The 17,735-nt window shown below is 67.7% G+C and carries 14 protein-coding genes and 1 pseudogene; 12 read left to right on the forward strand and 3 right to left on the reverse strand.

The genetic code is table 11. The features are described 5' to 3' along the window. The 3 genes from BN971_RS26625 to BN971_RS10110 form a co-directional block, all read left to right on the forward strand. Window positions 1-103: hypothetical protein (locus tag BN971_RS26625; protein WP_428978059.1), on the forward strand; the 103-nt coding region annotated here is incomplete at its 5' end. A gap of 219 nt (window positions 104-322) precedes the next feature. Further along, a complete protein-coding gene (locus BN971_RS10105; RefSeq protein ID WP_085179816.1) occupies window positions 323-1,777 on the forward strand; it encodes a CCA tRNA nucleotidyltransferase in 1,455 nt (484 codons plus the stop codon). Between the two features lie 25 nt (window positions 1,778-1,802). After that, the gene (locus tag BN971_RS10110; RefSeq protein ID WP_085179817.1) at window positions 1,803-2,312 is read left to right on the forward strand and encodes a pullulanase; all 510 of its coding nucleotides are present in this window, start codon (window positions 1,803-1,805) and stop codon (window positions 2,310-2,312) included. Between the two features lie 21 nt (window positions 2,313-2,333). Here BN971_RS10110 and BN971_RS10115 read toward each other — a convergent pair whose 3' ends face one another. Together BN971_RS10115 and BN971_RS10120 are read right to left on the reverse strand one after the other, a co-directional pair. Continuing rightward, complete coding sequence (locus tag BN971_RS10115; protein ID WP_085179818.1) at window positions 2,334-4,205, reverse strand: putative alpha/beta hydrolase; 1,872 nt, start codon at window positions 4,203-4,205, stop codon at window positions 2,334-2,336. 248 nt (window positions 4,206-4,453) lie between these two features. Further along, complete coding sequence (locus BN971_RS10120) at window positions 4,454-4,783, reverse strand: DUF2563 family protein (protein ID WP_085179865.1); 330 nt, start codon at window positions 4,781-4,783, stop codon at window positions 4,454-4,456. Between the two features lie 255 nt (window positions 4,784-5,038). Here BN971_RS10120 and BN971_RS10125 point away from each other — a divergent pair, with 255 nt between their 5' ends. Continuing rightward, complete coding sequence (locus BN971_RS10125; RefSeq protein WP_085179866.1) at window positions 5,039-5,599, forward strand: hypothetical protein; 561 nt, start codon at window positions 5,039-5,041, stop codon at window positions 5,597-5,599. A 394-nt stretch (window positions 5,600-5,993) separates the two neighbouring features. Here the strand turns inward: BN971_RS10125 and BN971_RS26440 are convergent, their stop codons facing one another. After that, on the reverse strand, window positions 5,994-6,218 hold the full coding sequence (locus tag BN971_RS26440; RefSeq protein WP_139027091.1) for a hypothetical protein: 225 nt from the start codon (window positions 6,216-6,218) through the stop codon (window positions 5,994-5,996). A 1,023-nt stretch (window positions 6,219-7,241) separates the two neighbouring features. Between BN971_RS26440 and BN971_RS26445 the strand changes: the two genes are divergently transcribed. From BN971_RS26445 to BN971_RS10170, 8 genes and pseudogenes are all read left to right on the forward strand, one after another. Then, window positions 7,242-7,871, forward strand: a complete 630-nt coding sequence (locus tag BN971_RS26445; protein WP_085179819.1) for a DUF5631 domain-containing protein — start codon at window positions 7,242-7,244, stop codon at window positions 7,869-7,871. Window positions 7,872-7,973: 102 nt separating this feature from the next. Next, window positions 7,974-8,909, forward strand: coding sequence for a hypothetical protein (locus BN971_RS10140; protein WP_372512117.1), 936 nt, complete (start codon window positions 7,974-7,976; stop codon window positions 8,907-8,909). Window positions 8,910-9,132: 223 nt separating this feature from the next. Next, on the forward strand, window positions 9,133-9,999 hold the full coding sequence (locus BN971_RS10145) for a transglycosylase (RefSeq protein ID WP_085179821.1): 867 nt from the start codon (window positions 9,133-9,135) through the stop codon (window positions 9,997-9,999). 1 nt (window position 10,000) lies between these two features. Next, complete coding sequence (gene eccB / locus BN971_RS10150) at window positions 10,001-11,488, forward strand: type VII secretion protein EccB (RefSeq protein ID WP_085179822.1); 1,488 nt, start codon at window positions 10,001-10,003, stop codon at window positions 11,486-11,488. A gap of 3 nt (window positions 11,489-11,491) precedes the next feature. Then, a complete protein-coding gene (gene eccCa, locus BN971_RS10155; RefSeq protein WP_085179823.1) occupies window positions 11,492-15,694 on the forward strand; it encodes a type VII secretion protein EccCa in 4,203 nt (1,400 codons plus the stop codon). Between the two features lie 124 nt (window positions 15,695-15,818). Then, window positions 15,819-16,118: a PE domain-containing protein gene (locus BN971_RS10160; protein WP_085179824.1), complete on the forward strand. Its 300-nt coding sequence runs from the start codon at window positions 15,819-15,821 to the stop codon at window positions 16,116-16,118. A gap of 12 nt (window positions 16,119-16,130) precedes the next feature. Further along, window positions 16,131-17,299, forward strand: a pseudogene (locus tag BN971_RS10165) (PPE domain-containing protein). 124 nt (window positions 17,300-17,423) lie between these two features. Then, window positions 17,424-17,735, forward strand: a complete 312-nt coding sequence (locus tag BN971_RS10170; protein ID WP_372512116.1) for a WXG100 family type VII secretion target — start codon at window positions 17,424-17,426, stop codon at window positions 17,733-17,735.

Consider the following 17,735-nt stretch of genomic DNA (forward strand, 5'->3'; position numbering starts at 1 on the left):
GGCGCCGCCCGCCGTGCCGCCCTGCCCGGGGCCCCTCGGCGAACGCGCCGACTGGTGGTGGTACGACCCCTTCCAACCCCAACCACCACCGACGAACAACTGACGGCGAATGGCGCCGGCGCTGACACGGGGCGGGCGTCGACGGGCCCCATCGGCCGGCCAACCGTTCCGCGGGGATCAACCGACAAGGCGCTGCGACGAGCGCCGAGCCCGCGATTGATCTGCGGATCCCCCACAAGTTCCCGCCCGAGCCCGCCGTCAAGGGCTCTGTCGCTTCCGGGCCCACGTCGTCACCGCGCGTGACCCACTAGGCTGACCGAACGTGCCTGACCCCGCCCAGCAAGCCCAGCTGCTGACCGCCGCCGCGGTCGCGCTGAATCGGCACGCCGACACGCTGCGGGAAGTCGGGGCGGCGTTCGACGCCGCCGGGCACCAGATCTACCTCGTGGGCGGTTCGGTGCGCGACGCGCTGTTGGGCCGGCTGAGCCCGGATTTGGACTTCACCACCGACGCCCGCCCCGACCAGATCCAGCACATCGTGCGGCCGTGGGCCGAGGCGGTGTGGGACACCGGCATCGACTTCGGCACCGTCGGAGTCGGCCGGGGCGGACACCGCCTGGAGATCACCACCTTCCGCGCCGACGCCTACGACCAGGTGTCGCGCCACCCCGAGGTGCGGTTCGGCGACACCCTCGAGGGCGACCTGGTGCGCCGCGACTTCACCGTCAACGCGATGGCGGTGCGCCTGACCCCGGCCGGGCCCGGCGAGTTCCTGGATCCGCTGGGCGGGCTGGCGGCCCTGGGGGACCGGCTGTTGGACACCCCCGCCGAACCACGGGTGTCCTTCGGCGACGACCCGCTGCGGATGCTGCGCGCGGCGCGGTTCGTGTCGCAACTCGGGTTCACCGTGGCGCCGCGGGTGCGGGAGGCGATCGAGGAGATGGCGCCGCAGCTCGGCCGGATCAGCGCCGAGCGGGTGGCCGCCGAGCTGGACAAGATGCTGCTGGGCGCCGACCCGGTGGCCGGCATCGACCTGCTGGTGCAGACCGGGATGGGTGAGGTGGTGCTGCCCGAGGTGGGCGGCATGCAGATGGCCATCGACGAACACCACCAGCACAAGGACGTCTACCAGCATTCGCTGACCGTGCTGCGCCAGGCGATCGCGCTGGAGGACCCCCTCCCAGAAGGAGGCCCGGACCTGGTGCTGCGCTGGGCCGCGCTGCTGCACGACATCGGCAAGCCCGCCACCCGCCGGCACGAGCCCAACGGCGGGGTCAGCTTTCACCACCACGAGGTGGTCGGCGCCAAGATGGTGCGAAAGCGGTTGCGGGCGTTGAAATATTCCAAGCAGATGATCGACGACATCTCGCAGCTGGTGTTCCTGCACCTGCGGTTCCACGGCTACGGCGACGGCAAGTGGACCGATTCGGCGGTGCGCCGCTACGTCACCGACGCCGGGCCGCTGCTGCCGCGGCTGCACAAGCTGGTACGCGCGGACTGCACGACCCGCAACAAGCGCCGCGCCGCGCGGCTGCAGGCCAGCTACGACCGGCTCGAGGCGCGCATCGCCGAGCTGGCCGCCCGGGAGGATTTGGAGCGGGTGCGCCCCGACCTCGACGGCAACGCGATCATGGAGCTGCTCGGGATCCCCGCCGGCCCGCAGGTCGGTGAGGCGTGGCGGTTCCTCAAGGAGCTGCGCCTGGAGCGCGGCCCGCTGAGCACCGAGGAGGCGACCGAGGAGTTGCTCTCCTGGTGGCGGTCGCGGGGGAACCCCTAGGGGCCACATGCGCGTCGAAGCAGTCATGGACTACTGCAGGGCAGGCGACGACGGGGCGGCCGCTATCTGGCACGGTCAGCCCGACCTGGATCTCGACGGTGACGGTCGATTTGATGCGATCGGTCTCGACTTTGATGGCGACGGTCTGCGCGACGACGCGATGGCGGATCTCGATGGGGACGGTCACGTCGATCACGCTGTCCTCGATCTCGACAACGACGGCACCCCTGAGGCCTCCTTCACCGATGACGGATCGGGGACATGGGCGGTGGCCGTCGACCGCACCGGACAGCTCCGGTGGTTCGGCCTCGACGGCGTTGAGCACTCGGGCGGGCCCCTGGTCGATTTCGATGGCCAGGGCCATCCCGATGACCGGCTGATCGACAGCGACGGCGACGGCCTTGCCGATCGGGTGCTGTGCACCGACGAGAACGGCGTGACGGGTTACGTCGATACCGACGGGGATGGAAAGTGGAACGTGCGGCTGACCGACACCGACGGTGACGGGCTGGCCGACGGCGCCAGCCCATTGTGATCCGTTCTGCCTGAGGCGGTTTCAGCTAGGGTCAGCGTGGCGGTGCCCGGTGGTCGGTGACCGCATGGCCTCGGGGTCGATCCAGTCATCCAGGAAGTATTCGCCGCGGTGTCGTGCGGTCATGCCGTCGCGCTGCAGGGCTTCACCATGACCGGAGACCACGTCCGCGATGCTGAAGAGCGATTCGGATCCGTCGTCGAAGTAGTGCAGGTGGTCGTAGGTCGGATTGATCGAAGCGCCTGCAACCTCGGCCCGGAACCGCGTGGAGCTATAGCCGTCGACTGACGGGTCGGCTCCCAGGCCGCCGAGGGTGAAGCCGACCAGGCCCGGACCCGTTATCCGGGCCGGCGCCCAGGTCACCGGGTCCGCCGAGGCGGCGCCCACATAGAGGTGCCCACCCTCAGGCAGGTGAAAGTCGCGCGACGAGTGCGCCAAATCGGTGCCCGGCGATCCGACCAGCACTACGTCGTCGGCGCGCATCCCGTGGGCTGCGGCGGCGTCCGAAACAGTTGTGGACCCGTACGAGTTACCGATCACGGTCACGTGTGCCGGCGGCCCCGCGTGCGTGACGGCCAGGGCGTTCACATCGGCGGCCAACGTCTGGCCGCCGGTGCGCGCCATGTTGGGGGCCCAGAGGCCCGGGTCGCACCATGCGTTGGGGGCGTCGTAACCCATCCACATGATCACCGCGGTTCGAGCTTTCGCCTCGGCCCGGGCGGATTCCCGGTAGAGGCGCACTGGATCGAGGTCGGCGAGTGTTCCGTCGCGCACGTTGGATCCCAACCCGGGCACCAGGACCGCGGTGTTGGCCGCATTGTCTGGGTTGCCGATCGCGACGGCAGCCGCGCCCTCGCCGCGGAAGGCTTCGGGATCGTACTTCAGCAGAAAGACGTCGGGATGGTTACCCCGCGCGTCGACGGCGGTCGCGGAGGTGGTCATGCCTTCCCGGGTGCGGCGGGCGTTGGTGTAGCGGGTGATCGCTTGTGCCGTAAGGCCGTATCGACCTGGGTCATTGGTGACGTCGCTGGCGGTGACGCCGTAGTTGGTAGCTTCGTCCTCGACGCGGTGCAGGTCGTCGTTCAGGACGGCCGCGTTGACGCGACTACGGGCCTCGACAGGGATGCCGTTGAGGTTGCCCAGCGCTGGAGCATGGTCGGCGACCATCTGGTCTTGCTGTTCCGGGGTGAGCGATTGCCACCACCTGTTCGCGCCTTCGGCGCTGGTTTCGGGAGGCGGAATTTGCAGGGCTTCTCGGGTTTCGGTCGATGCGTCAAAGGGTTTGATGGCCGCGCCGTCGTACCCGTCGGTGCGGAGCGTGGTGAGCGCGACGGCGAGATGCTTCGAATACTCGCTCCGAATGGCTTGCAGCCGAAGAAAAGTGCTCGCGGCGTCCGCGATCGCCTCGCGTTCGAGGGCGGAGATGAGTGCACTGAGGGCCGAGCGGTCAGGGTCCGTCATGCCCGCGTCGTTTTCGACCGCGAGTGCGGCGCCGAGTTCGTCGTCGATCTTTTGCAGCTGTCCTTCCAGCGCCGCGATCGACTGTGCGCCCGCCCGTTGCACCTCGGCGAGCGTGACGGCGACGCTCTCCAGGTCGATTGCGATTCTTGGTATTTGGAGGGATTGCAGCCCAAGCTGCGTGGTCACGCGCTCGACTTCCGCCGTGTTGTTAATGGCGTGCTCACCCTGGCCGCTGCTCCACGATGCCTCGAAATGACGCCGCGCGTCGTCGAACGCCGCGCCGGCCTCTTGTGTGCAGCGGCCGGCGCGGTAAAACGCCTGGGCCAGAGCATCGATCTGCGCGGGTTGACCCGCCTGCAGGTCGGCGTGTAGAGCCCACGGATCACCGCCCGCCTCGGTGATCAGAAGCGCAACGCTTATGTGTCTGAGTTGCACTGGACCGCAACCGATTCTGCGTCCCTGACGTCACTGCGAGCGTGAATTCCGCTGCTGATTGACCGCAGTGAGTTGGCGTTGGTCGACATCGCTACCCTCCCGAATTGGCGGCAACGGTACTAGCGACGTCAGAGTTGCGGTCAATTCGCTGGGCGCTTGGCCGGTTAGCGATTCACGAGTGTTGTGGATAGCTCATCGGGCGGCCTGGATTGCCGGGTCCTTGAGCGCTTTTGTGCTTTCGAGAGCGCTCAGAGTTCAGGAGCGGTTGCGGGGGCGCCGGTTCGCACCGCGCGCATCTCGGCGGCGTTGCGGTCGTCCACCTCGGTGAAGTTGGTGGCGGCGTGGTGAGCCTTGGTGCCGACGGCGTTGAGCGCTTGGCGGTGTGCCTGAAGGTTCGTCACGTGCTGGGTGTGGGCGGAGACGACGGCCTCGTGAAACGTTTCGGCGGCGTCGAACGCACCGAACATCCCTGAAGACAGCGGCCCGCGTGCGAGGTGGTCAGCCCCTTCCTGGGCATGCCCACTTGCGCGGTGAGAGTCGTTTCCTCCCCGACGCAGCAACTGCGGGTCGACGAACATCGAGAACACCTTTCTGAGTCGGTGGCAACGCTACTACTGGAGCCTCGGTGGTCAATTCACCCAAAAAGTGGCCTACCGCCGGGCTGAGGTGCGGTGATCCCGGCCGTCGTCTATCACTGATACTGAGCTCAGGCGGGGACTGCGGCTGAACTTGATGGCCCGAGCAATTAGCGGCACCGTGGAGGGGGCGTCCTGCATGATCGTTGGAAGTGCCCAAACGGGTCGAATACGAAACCGCGGGACATGGGAGGGAGCATGACGGGGGAGTTGCCTCCGAACCTCGGCGAGGGGTCGAGTATGCGTCCAGGCATGGGGCCCTGGGTGCCGCCCTACCCTGCGCCGCCGGCGCCGCGCACTCATAAGGGCATGGCCGTGACGGCCATGGGCCTAGCCGTCATCGCAGTGCTGACGGCCGCCACCGCGCTCGTAGTGGCACTGACCCGTCCGACGAGCACGACGTCGTCACCCGCTACCTCGACGCAGACTTACAGCGCTGCTGACGTCACCGCGGCTCAAAAGCAACTATGCGATACATATAAGTTGGCCGCACGCTCTGTCCAGGTAGATACAGGCGGCGGCGACCGCGCATTGGCGCGAATAGCGACAACTAACGGCGCCATTATGCTCGACAACGCAGCAGCAAATCCAGCACTTGATAGCAAGCACCGTGATGCAGCGCGGGCTTTAGCTGCGGCTTACGGAAGGCTTACTGCGATGGGTAGTCATGAAGTCGCAACGGATACGCAATACCAAGCCGGGCTCGACGAGATCACTGCCAAGGACTCCGTAATGAAGATTGTCTGCGGCGGGGGCTGACGACCCCGGTGAAAGTGGGGGATGGCGATTTTGGACCGGGCCGCGTTCTCGCCCGGCACTCCGTAGATAAGGCTTGGGTGCGATGTTAGCGGACTTGCCACCGGGGAAATTCTCGATGGGCCTCGTTGGGCCATGGTGGCCCGCGCCGTCGACGTCGCTACGCGCTAGTGCCGCGCAGTGGCAACACGCCTTTGTAAGTCAGCAGCAATTCGCTCAGGACCTGCGTAATCAACGGTCTACCATCGCGACTAACAATCGGGGACACACGGCCGACGATTTGGTTGGACGCTATCAGCAGGGGGAAAGCTTTCATCTAGATCTGGCTGAAAAATACTCGGTGAAGGCGCAAGCGTTCGATTCAAGCGCTGACGCGGTTGACTATCTCCGAAGCCGGCTAACTGAAATCGCAAATACTGGGAACAGCGATATAGACCGAATTTCTGCCTCGAATAAACCAACGATCGAAAAAGTTGCGGAGGTACACGCTGTGCAACTGCGCTGCAACGCTGACGCGACGAACGCAAGCTTCATAGCAGTCGACAAGATCTTGGCCGCCACACAGAAGATCCTTGATGCGGAAGGCCTCGGCGCCGATGCGCGGACGTGGGCGCGTGATCATGGCATACAGCTTGATGACGCGCCAGCCCCGCGTCCTATCACGAAGGAAGACCTTGACTCGGAAACAGTCCGAGCGGGGGGACGCGACGGAGGGAGCCCAGCTCCTGGAGCGATCAGTGATCAGAACTCAAGCGGCGCAAACCCTCCGGTAGTTCAACCCTCAGGACGGCCAAGTGATGAGGTTGTTGGCGCCAGCTCGGGTCCGAACGCACATGTGCCCCCCGCGGGGGTCGTTCATGCCGACGGGCGCACCCCCGTCCCGGGCGGGTTACCCTCCCCCTCGCCATCGCCGGTTCCCGGCGTACCTCTTCCCGCCACTCCTGCACCAGTCGCACCAGGAATGCCGGCAATGCCAACCGGACCGATGTCCCCTGCGGCGCTCGGGCAGGGCATCTCACCGGGACCGCTGGGCCAATCGGTCATAACCGGCATGGCGGCGGGGCAGCCAGTAGCCGGACCCGCGCAAGTGTTAAGCCAGAGTGCGGTCAATGCGATGGGGCAGGGACCGCCCGCAACCCCACAGGTCGCTCCGCCGATGACGGCTCCTCCGGTCATCCCGGCCGCGCCGATTGCCGGCGACGCGTTCGCAGCGCACCCGCCCGTTGAGGCGCCGCCCCCGGCGCCCTCCGCCCCGACCGGAGGCGCAAGCGTCCCCGTCGCCCCGGTGATGACCGGCGGTTCGTGGGCCCCCGCGACTCCGACGGTCGCCGGGCCGGCCGTACCCGCCGGACCGCTACCCGCCTACGGTTCGGATCTGCGCCCACCCGTCGCAACCCCGGCCGTTCCGTCGATGCCCTCGGCCCCGATATCCGGCGCACCGGTCGCGCCGTCCGCGGCATCGTCGCCATCAGGAGGTGGACCGCTGGTTTCGCCAGTGGAGCGGGCGGGATCGGGGACAGCAACAGGTCAGGCCGGCGTGGGCTCGTCGGCCATGGCTGGGGCATCGGCGCTGTCGGCGACATCGGGCGCCACCGCGGGTGCGGCATCAGCCAGGGCATCTGAGCAGCAACGACTGCAGCGCCTGGTGGACGCGGTGGCCAGGCAGGAGCCCAGGCTGTCCTGGGCCGCCGGGCTAAGGGACGACGGCATCACCACATTGCTGGTCACCGACCTCGCCGGCGGGTGGATCCCCCCGCACGTACGACTGCCCGCCCATGTAACGCTGCTCGAACCCGCCGCGCGACGCCGTGACGCCGGAGCGGTCGATCTGCTTGGCGCCGTCACGGTCGCGGCAGCCCACCAGCCCAACGCGTTCATCGCCGAACCCGACCGCGACGCACCCGCGTTGACCGGTGACCGCGCGGCCCGCTCGGCCTGTCCCAAAGTCGACGAGCTCGGGCCGACCCTGGTCGATGCCGTTCGCCGCCGCGACGGTCTCCCGAGAATCGCGCAAGCGCTCGCCGCGCCGGCAGTACGAAAAACCGGCGTGCTCGAGAACGAAGCCGAACTGTTGGGGGAACGCATCGCAGAGATTCAGCACTCGGTACTCAACGGCTATCCCCAGCACGACCCGTCGGCGGTCGGGGACTGGATGCTGCTTGCGGCGATCCAAGCGCTGATCGACGGACACGAGTACCTGGCCCATTACCACCTCTCGTGGTTCGAGATGCTGAGCCGACACGGCGCCATAACGCCACTGCCGGGTGAAATTTGAGGTGAATACCGCGTCCGGTCTGTTGTGACAAAATGGTGTTCCGCGTTTCGCGCAGTGCCGGCAGGCCACCGCAGCCTGAGGGGGAGGTGAATCGTGAGCATCATGGCGGATTTGGGGTCCTACGGTGGTGTAGCGCAGGGGCCCCCGCCCCCGTTCATCGAGCCGACAGGTATGCCGACGCCTGACACCTCACCGACGGGCGGCCCGCTCGCCGCCCTCTATTCGGCGGCAGGAATCGGTGTGCCGGGCGACGTCGAAGGCAGCGCCCAGGGCGACCTGGACCGCCGGGGTCGTGCGGCTGATGCCGCCGCGAAGTTCCCCGCCAATGAGGCCGACGCCGCCCAGCAGTTCCAGGGTGTGGGCGCCCAGGGTTCCACGCAGATGATCCAGCAGTTGGTGTCGGGCATCACGGGCGCGCTCGGTGGTGCGGTTGGCGGCATCATGGGCCCGCTGACCCAGCTCCCGCAGCAGGCGATGCAGGTCGGTCAGGGCGCCATGCAGCCGCTGATGAGTGCGCTCCAGGGAGCCCACGGCGCCGCGGAGGCAGCTGAAGGCTCGAGCCTGGTCGACAGCGTCGAGGGCGAAACAGGCGGCGGAGCCGGTGGCGGCGGCGCGTTCGGTTCCGGCAGTGGCGGCGTCGGCGGTGGCGGCACCACGCCGACCGGGTACTTGGGTCCGCCGCCGGTGCCATCGTCGTCGCCGCCGACGACCCCGGCCGGGGCGCCCGCGAAGCCGGTGATGATGACCCCGACCGGCGGCACGCTGCCGATGTCGGGCCAGTCGGGGATGACCGGCATGCCGATGATGCCGCCGGGCGCCATGGGCGCACATGGCGAAGCCGGCGGCAAGCACGACGCGCCCGAGAAGCGGATCGCGGCGCCAGGCGTGCCCAATGGCCAGCCGGTCAAGGGCCGCTTGACGATACCGCCCGGGGCTCCGCTTGCCGCCAAGCCCGGCGAAGCCAAACCGACGGTCGTCACCAACAGGCCCGCGCGGCGAATCGTCATCCTGCCCAACGACGACGAGCCAAAGGAATAGCGCGGCCGTCAGGCAAAGCCGACCGCATTGCTTTCCGCCCCAGTCGCATTGACCGAAAACGCGGCACCCCAACCGCAACAGCAAATGCCCGTCAATTCCGCGTCACCGTACTAATGGTGAGTGGCCCGGCGGCCCCACGCCGCAGTAATGTCGGAATGTAAACGCGGCCGCGGGGGCCCGCGAGAAACGAATGTGGAAGTAGTGGCTGAAGTGTCCGATGGGGATGCGGCGCCTCAATGCGGCGGGGGAATCGTTGGCTGATCCGCTGATAACGCAGGCTCTTGCGGCGTTGTCGCGCGGACACATGTTGTTCGTCGGCGCTGCCGCCGACGGCGGGATTCGCGATACGCCCGCACAGGTGCGGGCGCGCGCCGACGGGTTGATCACCCGCTCACGGGGATTGCCACCCTCGACAACGCAACCGGTAGCCGGGCTGCGCCGGTTGGCCGACTCCGACGGAGCGGTTGCCCGCACCATCGCGGCGGCTCGGGCGGACCATGCCCGCAGGAAATCGGCGACGGGCGCGGTTCTGGAAGCGGCAAGGGCCGACAGGGCGCCGGGAGCAGACACGCCGATCGGCCGGCGCGAAGCCACGGCCCGGATGGCGGCGCGGCTGCGGACTCAGCACCGCCACGTCGAGGCCTCCCGCAGGCGGGCGCGGCTGCTGGCCTCGCGCCTGCTTCGGCCGCACTACGCACGCAGGCCGGCCACTGGACGCGCGGCGGTGCTGGCGGCGATTCATAAGGCCCTGGACATCAAGGGGTTTCATGATCCGGCCGTTCGTGCCCGCTGGGAGCGCGGCATGGCACTGGTGGCGCTCCGCGAGTCGAACTACGACGCCGGCGCCGTCAATGGTTGGGACTGCAACGCCGCGCGCGGCACGCCCAGCAGGGGCGCCTGGCAATTTATTGCGCCGACGTTCGCGGCCTACCACCAGCGCGGAACCTCGTCCCAGATCAACGACCTGGTGGCCCAGGCGTGCGCGTTCATCAACTACGCGCGGGGGCACTACGGGGTCGCCGCGGATGCGTCGAACCTCGCCGACCGGATCCAGCAGGCCGATCCACGTCGATCCCCCAAGGGGTACTGAGATGCCGCTGAGTCTCTCCAATCGCGACCAGAATTCGGGCCACCTGTTTTACAACCGGCGCCTGCGGGCGGCGACGACGCGCTTCTCGGTGCGGATGAAGCACGACGACCGCAAGCAGACGGCCGCCCTGATCCTGTCGATGGTTCTGGTGGCCATCGCCGGGGGCTGGATGATGCTGCTGAATGTGCTGAAACCCACCGGCGTGGTAGGTGATTCGGCGATCATCGGCGACCGGGAGTCGGGGGCGATCTACGCGCGCATCGACGGCCGGCTGTACCCCGCGCTCAATCTGACGTCCGCGCGGCTGGCGACGGGTACCCCGGGACAACCCACGTGGGTCAAGCCCGCGGAGATCGCCAAGTATCCGACCGGACCGCTGGTTGGCATCCCGGGCGCCCCGGCGGCGATGCCCGTGAACCGAGGCGGCCCCTCGGCGTGGGCGGTGTGCGACACGGCCGGGCGGCCGCGCACCGGCGACAAGCCGGTGGTCACCGCGGTCGCCGGGCAACTCAACGGTGGCGGTCGCGCGGCGCCGCTGCGCGACGACGCGGGTGTGCTCGTCACTTTCGACGGCAGGACGTATGTCATCTGGGGAGGCAAGCGATCCCAGATCGATCCGTCGAACAGGGCGGTGACGCTGAGCCTGGGCCTGGATCCCGGAGTGACTTCCCCCGTTGAGATTTCGCGCGCGTTGTTCGACGGGCTGCCCGCCACGGAGCCGTTGCGCGTTCCGCAGGTACCCCAGGCCGGAACCCCGTCGAAGTGGGTTTCGGGGTCGCAGGTGGGCGCGGTCCTGCAGGCGCAGACCGCAGGCGGGGGCAGCCAGTTCTATGTACTCCTGCCCGACGGCGTGCAGAAGATCACGAGCTTCGTCGCAGACCTGTTGCGCAGCGCGAACTCCTACGGGTCGACGGCGCCGCGCGCGGTAAGTCCCGACGTGTTGGTCAACATCCCTGAGGTGAGTCCGTTGGCGCTGGATTACTACCCCACCGGACGGCTGAATTTCGTTGACACGGCCGCGAATCCCACGACGTGCGTCGGCTGGGAGAAGTGGTCGACCGATCCGCAGGCCCGCGTCGCCGTCTACAACGGACGAGGGCTGCCGGTGCCGCCGTCGACGGACGACCGCATCGTGCAGCTGGTCCGCGATGACCGCGACCCGGCGTCCGTTGTGGCCAATCAGGTGCTCGTGCTGCCGGGGGCGGCGAACTTCGTAACGTCGACCAGCGGCGTGGTCACCGCGGACTCCCGCGAATCGATGTTCTGGGTTTCCGACAACGGGGTGCGCTTTGGGGTCGCCTCCGACGATTCGACGCTGCGCGCTCTCGGGCTCGACGCGGCCTCAGCGGTGCAGGCGCCGTGGCCGTTGTTGCGGACTTTCGCTGCGGGACCGGCCCTGTCACAGCAGGCCGCCCTCGTGGTGCGCGATACGGTGCCCACCCTCGGTCAGGTAGCCGTGGTGACGACATCTGCGAAAGCTGGAGGCTAAAAGATGTCCAAGCGAGCATTCCCGATCAATCGCATCCGGATCGAGCCACCGAAACCTGTTCGGGTGGCGCCGAATGCGCCGATAGCCCTGCCCGAACGCGAACCGCGCAACATCTGGGTGATGATCGGCGTGCCCGCGCTGATCGTCGCGCTGATCGGTACGATCGTCATGCTCTACGTCTCGGGTGTGCGCAGCCTGTCCACCGGCTTCTTCCCGCTGATGGGCATCGGCGCCTTCAGCATGCTGGCGCTCTCCGGGCGGCTTGGGCGCGCGCGCAAGATCACCTGGGGCGAGTTGGAGCGCGGTCGGCGGCGCTACCTGCGCGACCTCGACGTCAACCGCGACGAGATCCAGAGCGCGGTGTGCGCGCAGCGCGAATGGCAGCACTCGGTGCACTCCGATCCCCGGGGGTTGGGTGCGATCATCGGCGGTCCGCGCATGTGGGAGCGCACGCGGGGCGAAGCGGACTTCCTCGAGGTCCGGGTCGGCACGGGCGTTCAGCACGCGCCCGACTCTGTGCTCTCGGTGACGTGGCCCGACATCGCCTCCGACGAGGAACTGGAGCCCGTCACGGGTCAGGCGCTGCGCGATTTTATCTTGGAACAGCGCAAGATTCGCGACATCGCCAAGGTGGTCAACCTGCGGTCGGCGCCGGGATTCAGTTTCGTCGGCGACGACTTGGACCGGCTGCGGTCCCTGATGCGCTCGGTGCTGTGCTCGCTTGCGGTGTTCCACAATCCCCGGGACGTGAAGTTGCTCGTGGTCACCCGCAACCCGGAGGTGTGGTCGTGGATGGTGTGGCTGCCGCACAACCTGCACGACGAGCTCTTCGACGCGTGCGGGTGGCGCCGCTTGGTCTTCGCGACGCCAGAGGAGCTGGAGGAGGCGTTGGGCGCCGAACTCCACATGAAGGGCAAACGCGGCGCGTGGACGCCGATGGCGGCGGCCACGCCGACCGCGATGGGCTCGGCCCTGGAGACCGGTACCGACACCGTGAATCTCGGCCCACACCTGGTGATTGTCGATGACAACACCGGCAGCCCCGACGCGTGGGAGAGTGTGGTCGGCCAGGTCGGCAAGGCAGGAATCACGCTGTTGCGCATCGCATCCCGGGTGGGTACCGGCGTGGGCTTCGCCCAGGACCAGGTTTTCGAGATGACCGAACGCCACGCGCCGCCCACCAACAACGCTCTCGAGGCGCGCAGGAACGGCGTCGACGTCGACGGCGAGGACGATCGCCCGGCGCCGCTGCTGCGGGTGCGCGGCAAGTTCTTCGCCCACTCCGACCAGCTGTCGATCCACCGGGCCTACCGTTACGCGCGGGCGATGGCGCGGTGGTCACCGACCAGCCGCAGCGAGATGGCCGATTCGACCGGCGGCGCAGCGGAACTGCTGCGCGCACTGGGCATCGCCGACCCCCGCGAACTGGATGTCGACCGGCTCTGGGCCGAGCGCCGCGGCCGCGGCGACGAACGGTGGTGCGAGATCCCGGTCGGCGCCAAGCCCAATGGTGAGCTGCAGAACGTGATCATCCGCGCAAAAGACTTCGGCGGGTTCGGGTTTCACTCGGTGGTGATCGGGACCAGCGGCTCGGGCAAGTCGGAGTTCTTCCTGTCGCTTGTGTACGGCATCGCGCTGACCCACTCGCCCGAGGCGTTCAACGTCATCTTCGTCGACATGAAATTCGAGTCCGCGGCCCAAGACATCCTGGGTATCCCGCACGTGGTTGCGGCGCTGTCCAACCTCGGCAAGGACGAGCGCCACCTCGCCGAACGGATGCGCCGGGTGATCGACGGCGAGATCAAGCAGCGCTATGAGCTTTTCACCTCGGTGGGCGCCCGCGACGCCAACGACTACGAGGAGATCCGCCTTGCCGGGCGTGATCTGCCCCCGGTGCCGGTGTTGCTCGTCATCGTCGACGAATACCTGGAACTGTTCGCCAATCACGAGAAGTGGATCAACCTGATCATCCACATCGGTCAGGAAGGCCGCGGCGCCAACGTATTCTTCATGCTGGGCGGTCAGCGCCTCGACTTGTCGTCTCTGCAAAAGGTCAAATCCAACATCGCCTTCCGGATCGCGCTGCGCGCCGAGTCCGGCGACGACAGCCGCGAGGTGATCGGTTCGGACGCGGCCTATCACCTGCCGTCGAAGGAGAACGGTTTCGCGCTGCTGAAGGTCGGACCGCGCGACCTCGAGCCGTTCCGGTGCTTCTACCTGTCGGCGCCCTTCGTGGTGCCGAAGGCTAAGGAAGTGGCCACCACCGTCGACATGACGCTGACCAAGCCGCGACTGTACAACTGGCAGTATCAGCCATTGGACGCCGCCGACGCCGCCGCGCTGGAGGCTGCCGCAGCTGTCGACGCCGAACCCGACGAATTCCTCTACCACGAGGACGGTTTCAAGAAGAAGAAGATCGTGGACGTGCTACGCGAATCGCTGCACGAGGTGCCGCACCGATCCCCGCGCCGGCCGTGGCTGGAGCCGCTGGAGACACCGGAGCCCGTCGATGCCCTCGTGGCCGGATACCGGGGACGGCCCTGGCACGTCGACTATGGCCGCAACCCCGGCTTGATGTTCCCCATCGGCGTCATGGACATTCCCGAAGAGTCCCGCCAGATCGTGCATGCTGTCGACGCGCTGCGCAGCAACATCATCGTGGTGGGCGCCAAGCAGCGCGGCAAGACGACCACTTTGATGACGCTGATGTGTTCGGCCGCAACGATGTACAGTCCGGCTCGGGTGACCTTCTTCTGCGTCGGCGGGGCGACCCTGGCGCAGGTTGGGTCGCTGCCGCACGTCACCGACATCGTGTCCCCGAAGGACCGTGAAGGTGTCGAGCGGATCTTGAGCACGATGGAGGCCCTGATCGACGCCCGCGAAGATTCCTTCCGCCGGTTGCGGATCGATCTCGACGGCTTCCGCGAGCGGCGTTTCGGGGTGGGCAGTGACGGGCTGGGCGGCACAGATCCCAATGACCCGTTCGGCGACGTCTTCGTCGTGGTGGACGACTACGACGACATGTACTCCAAGGACAATGTCCTGGGCGACCGGATCATCTCGCTGAGCAGCCGCGGCCCCGAGTATGGCGTGCACCTCATCTGCAGCGCGGGGGGCTGGATCCACGGCCAGCGCCAAAGCCTGCTGCAAAACGCAACGGCGCGAATCCAATTGCGGCTGGCGGACCCCAGCGAGAGTCAGATGGGGCATTCCTCGATCGAGTCACGGGAGGCAGCGCGGCGGACGCTCAACCGACCGGGCTTCGGTTTGACCGACAGCCTGCACGAGTTGCTGGTCGGCGTTCCCGCATTGACCGATCCCACGACCGGCATGCTGGTGAACATCACCGACGTCGGGGCCCGCATCGCCGAGGTCGCGGGCGTCACCAAGCACGCGAGCCTGCAGCGGCTACCGCAGCGGGTGGAACTGAAGTCGATTCTCGAATACGAGGCCGCGAACCCGAGTGTAGACGCGCTGTCGATCGCCTTCGCGATCGGCGAGCGGCACGGCCTCGGTCCGGTCCCGCTGAGGCTTCGGGAGAGCCCGGGCCTGGCGATTCTGGGCCGGCAGGGCTGCGGCAAGACCACCGCCTTGGTCGCCATCGGCGAGGCGGTGATGAGCCGGTTCGCTCCGGAGGAGGCTCAGCTGACGCTGATCGACCCCAAGACGGCCCCGCACGGTCTGCGCGACCTGCACGCGCCGGGCTACGTGCGCGCCTACGCCTACGACCAGGACGAGATCGACGAGGTAATCACGCAACTGGCCCAGGAGGTCATGCTGCCCCGGCTGCCACCGAAGGGGTTGAGTCAGGAGGAGTTGCGAGCGCTCAAGCCGTGGGAGGGGTGCCGCCACTTCGTGCTCATCGACGACGTCCAGGACCTGCGGCCCGATCAGGGTTATCCGCCCAAGCCCCCGGTGGGTGCCGCGCTGTGGAAATTGATGGAACGTGCCCGGCAGATCGGGTTGCACGTGTTCACGACGCGCAACAGCTCCAACTGGGCGACGCTGCAGATGGACCCCTGGATGCGGTTCCAAACCTCGGCCAAGGTGAGCCAGCTCTACATGGACAACGACCCGGAGAACAGGATCAGTCGTTTCATCCGCGCCCAGGCGTTGCCGCCGGGACGCGGCCTGTTGGTGGGAGTCGACGGCGACGTCGAAGGAATCCTGGTCGGACAACCGTCTACGGCAACCGGCGGACAGTAGCGGAAGGGCCGTGTTTGGACAGATTCCAAATTGGCCGCCGCAAAGAACTGAATAGCACAACCGACGAACCGCACTAGACTGACGGGCAAGCAAGTTTTATTGCTTAACCAATCGGAGGGAATGCATGTCTTGGTTTGTGCAACCCGAGGCCGTTCTGGCCTCGGCGGGGGCGGAGTCGGCAATCAGTGCGGAAACCCAGGCCGCGGCCTCGGCCGCGGCGCCTGCATTGGTCGGAGTGACGCCAATGGGGGGCGATCCGGACTCGGCGATGTTTGCGGCGGCGCTCAACGCGTGTGGTGCCGGCTACCTGGGGGTGGTCACCGAGCACACGGCGCAGCGTGAGCTGTTCGCCGGTACACAGGGGATCGCGTCGGCGGTCTACGACGCCACCGAGGTGGCGCGTGCGGCGGCGATAGGGCTCTAAAGGGACCTGCGCATGCCTGATCCGGGGTGGGCTGCGCGTACACCCGAGGACAACGACCTCCTGCTCAAAGCCGGGACCGGCGTGGCCACCCATGTGGCCAACCAGACGGCCTGGACGACTTTGGGGGCCAGCCATCACGCCTCAGGTGTCGCGTCGGCGATAAATACGGCCGCGACGTCGGCTAGCTGGGTGGGCGCCGGGTCTGCGGCCTCGGCGCTGAACGTCACGATGCTCAACGCTGCGCTACACGGTCTGGCGGGCTGGGTGGATGTGAAGCCGGCCGTGGTGGCGGCGGCGATCGCTGCCTACGAGGCGGCCAATGCCGGCATGCGTCCGGCCCCGGAATGCATCGCGAACCGCGTCGAGACCGCGACCGACTACGGCATCAACCCGAGCGTGCTGTGGACCCTGACCCCGCGCATCGCCTCGCTGGAATTCGAGTACTTCGGCAATATGTGGCCGACCAATTCCGCGGTCGGCGCGGCCTACGGCGCGATTCTCGCGGCGCTGGCCGAAAGCCTGGCAATTCCCCCGCCGGTCGCCGGCATGGGCGCATCGCCGGCCGCCCCGGCGCCGCTGAAGCCGCGGCCGGCGACGGTATGCGCACGGCCTACCAGGGTGCGCAAGCGGGGACGTCGGGCGCCGGCCAGGCGGCGTCGGGTGGCCAGGGCATGGGCGATCAGCTCGGTACGTTCATGCAGCCGATGCAGTCGTTGATGGGGGCGGTCCCGCAGGCGCTGCAGGCGCCGACCCAGCTGATGCAGGCGCCCACTCAGATGATGCAGCCGCTGCAATCGATGATGGGGATGTTCGCCAACCCCGGCGCGCTGGGAATGGGCGGGGCCGCCCCGGGTGTCTCGGCTGCCTCGGCCGGCGGGCTCTCGGCCGCGCAGGCCGGCGCCTCGGTTGGCGGCGGGGGCGTATCGATGGGGGGCTCGGGTGTGCCCGCGACCACTTTCACCCGTCCCGTCAGCGCTTTCGAACCCGCCACCGGCGGACGCCCGGTGGGGCTGCGCCCGAGCGGGGCGCTGGGCGCCGAGACGGTGCGCCCGGCGACGACGAGCGCCGGCGGCAACACGATCGGCGGCATGCCCGTTGGGCATGCGGCGGGGGGTCAGCGCGGATCCCACGGCAAGTCAGAGCGACCCGCGACAGTGCGGGTGGTTGATGACCGCGCGTAGTAAATCGCCTGCTCACAGGGTGAATCGACACATCTGAATAGGGCCCATACACTGCCTCGCATACCCCGGTGAAGGGGGGGAGCGAACAGCCGGAAAAGGAGAAAAACAAGTGGCCAACAACTCGATCAAGGTGGACGCGAACCTATTGCGTTCCACCAGTGACAAAATTCAGGCCAACATGGAGCAGGCGATGGCGATCGCCAAGGGATACCTCGCGAACCAGGAAAACGCGATGAGCCCCGCGTCGTGGTCGGGTGCCGGCGTCGTCGCCTCGCACGCGACCGCCATGGAGGTCACCAACGATTTGAACAAGGTACTGACCGGCGGTACCCGCCTCGCCGAGGGACTCAAGCAGGCGGCGGCCCTGATGGAGCACCACGAAGCCGATTCGGTGTCCTCGTTCCAGGCCCTGTTCGGCGGCACGCAAAGCGCCTGA

The organism is Mycobacterium bohemicum DSM 44277 (genome assembly GCF_001053185.1).
Taxonomy (GTDB): domain Bacteria; phylum Actinomycetota; class Actinomycetes; order Mycobacteriales; family Mycobacteriaceae; genus Mycobacterium; species Mycobacterium bohemicum.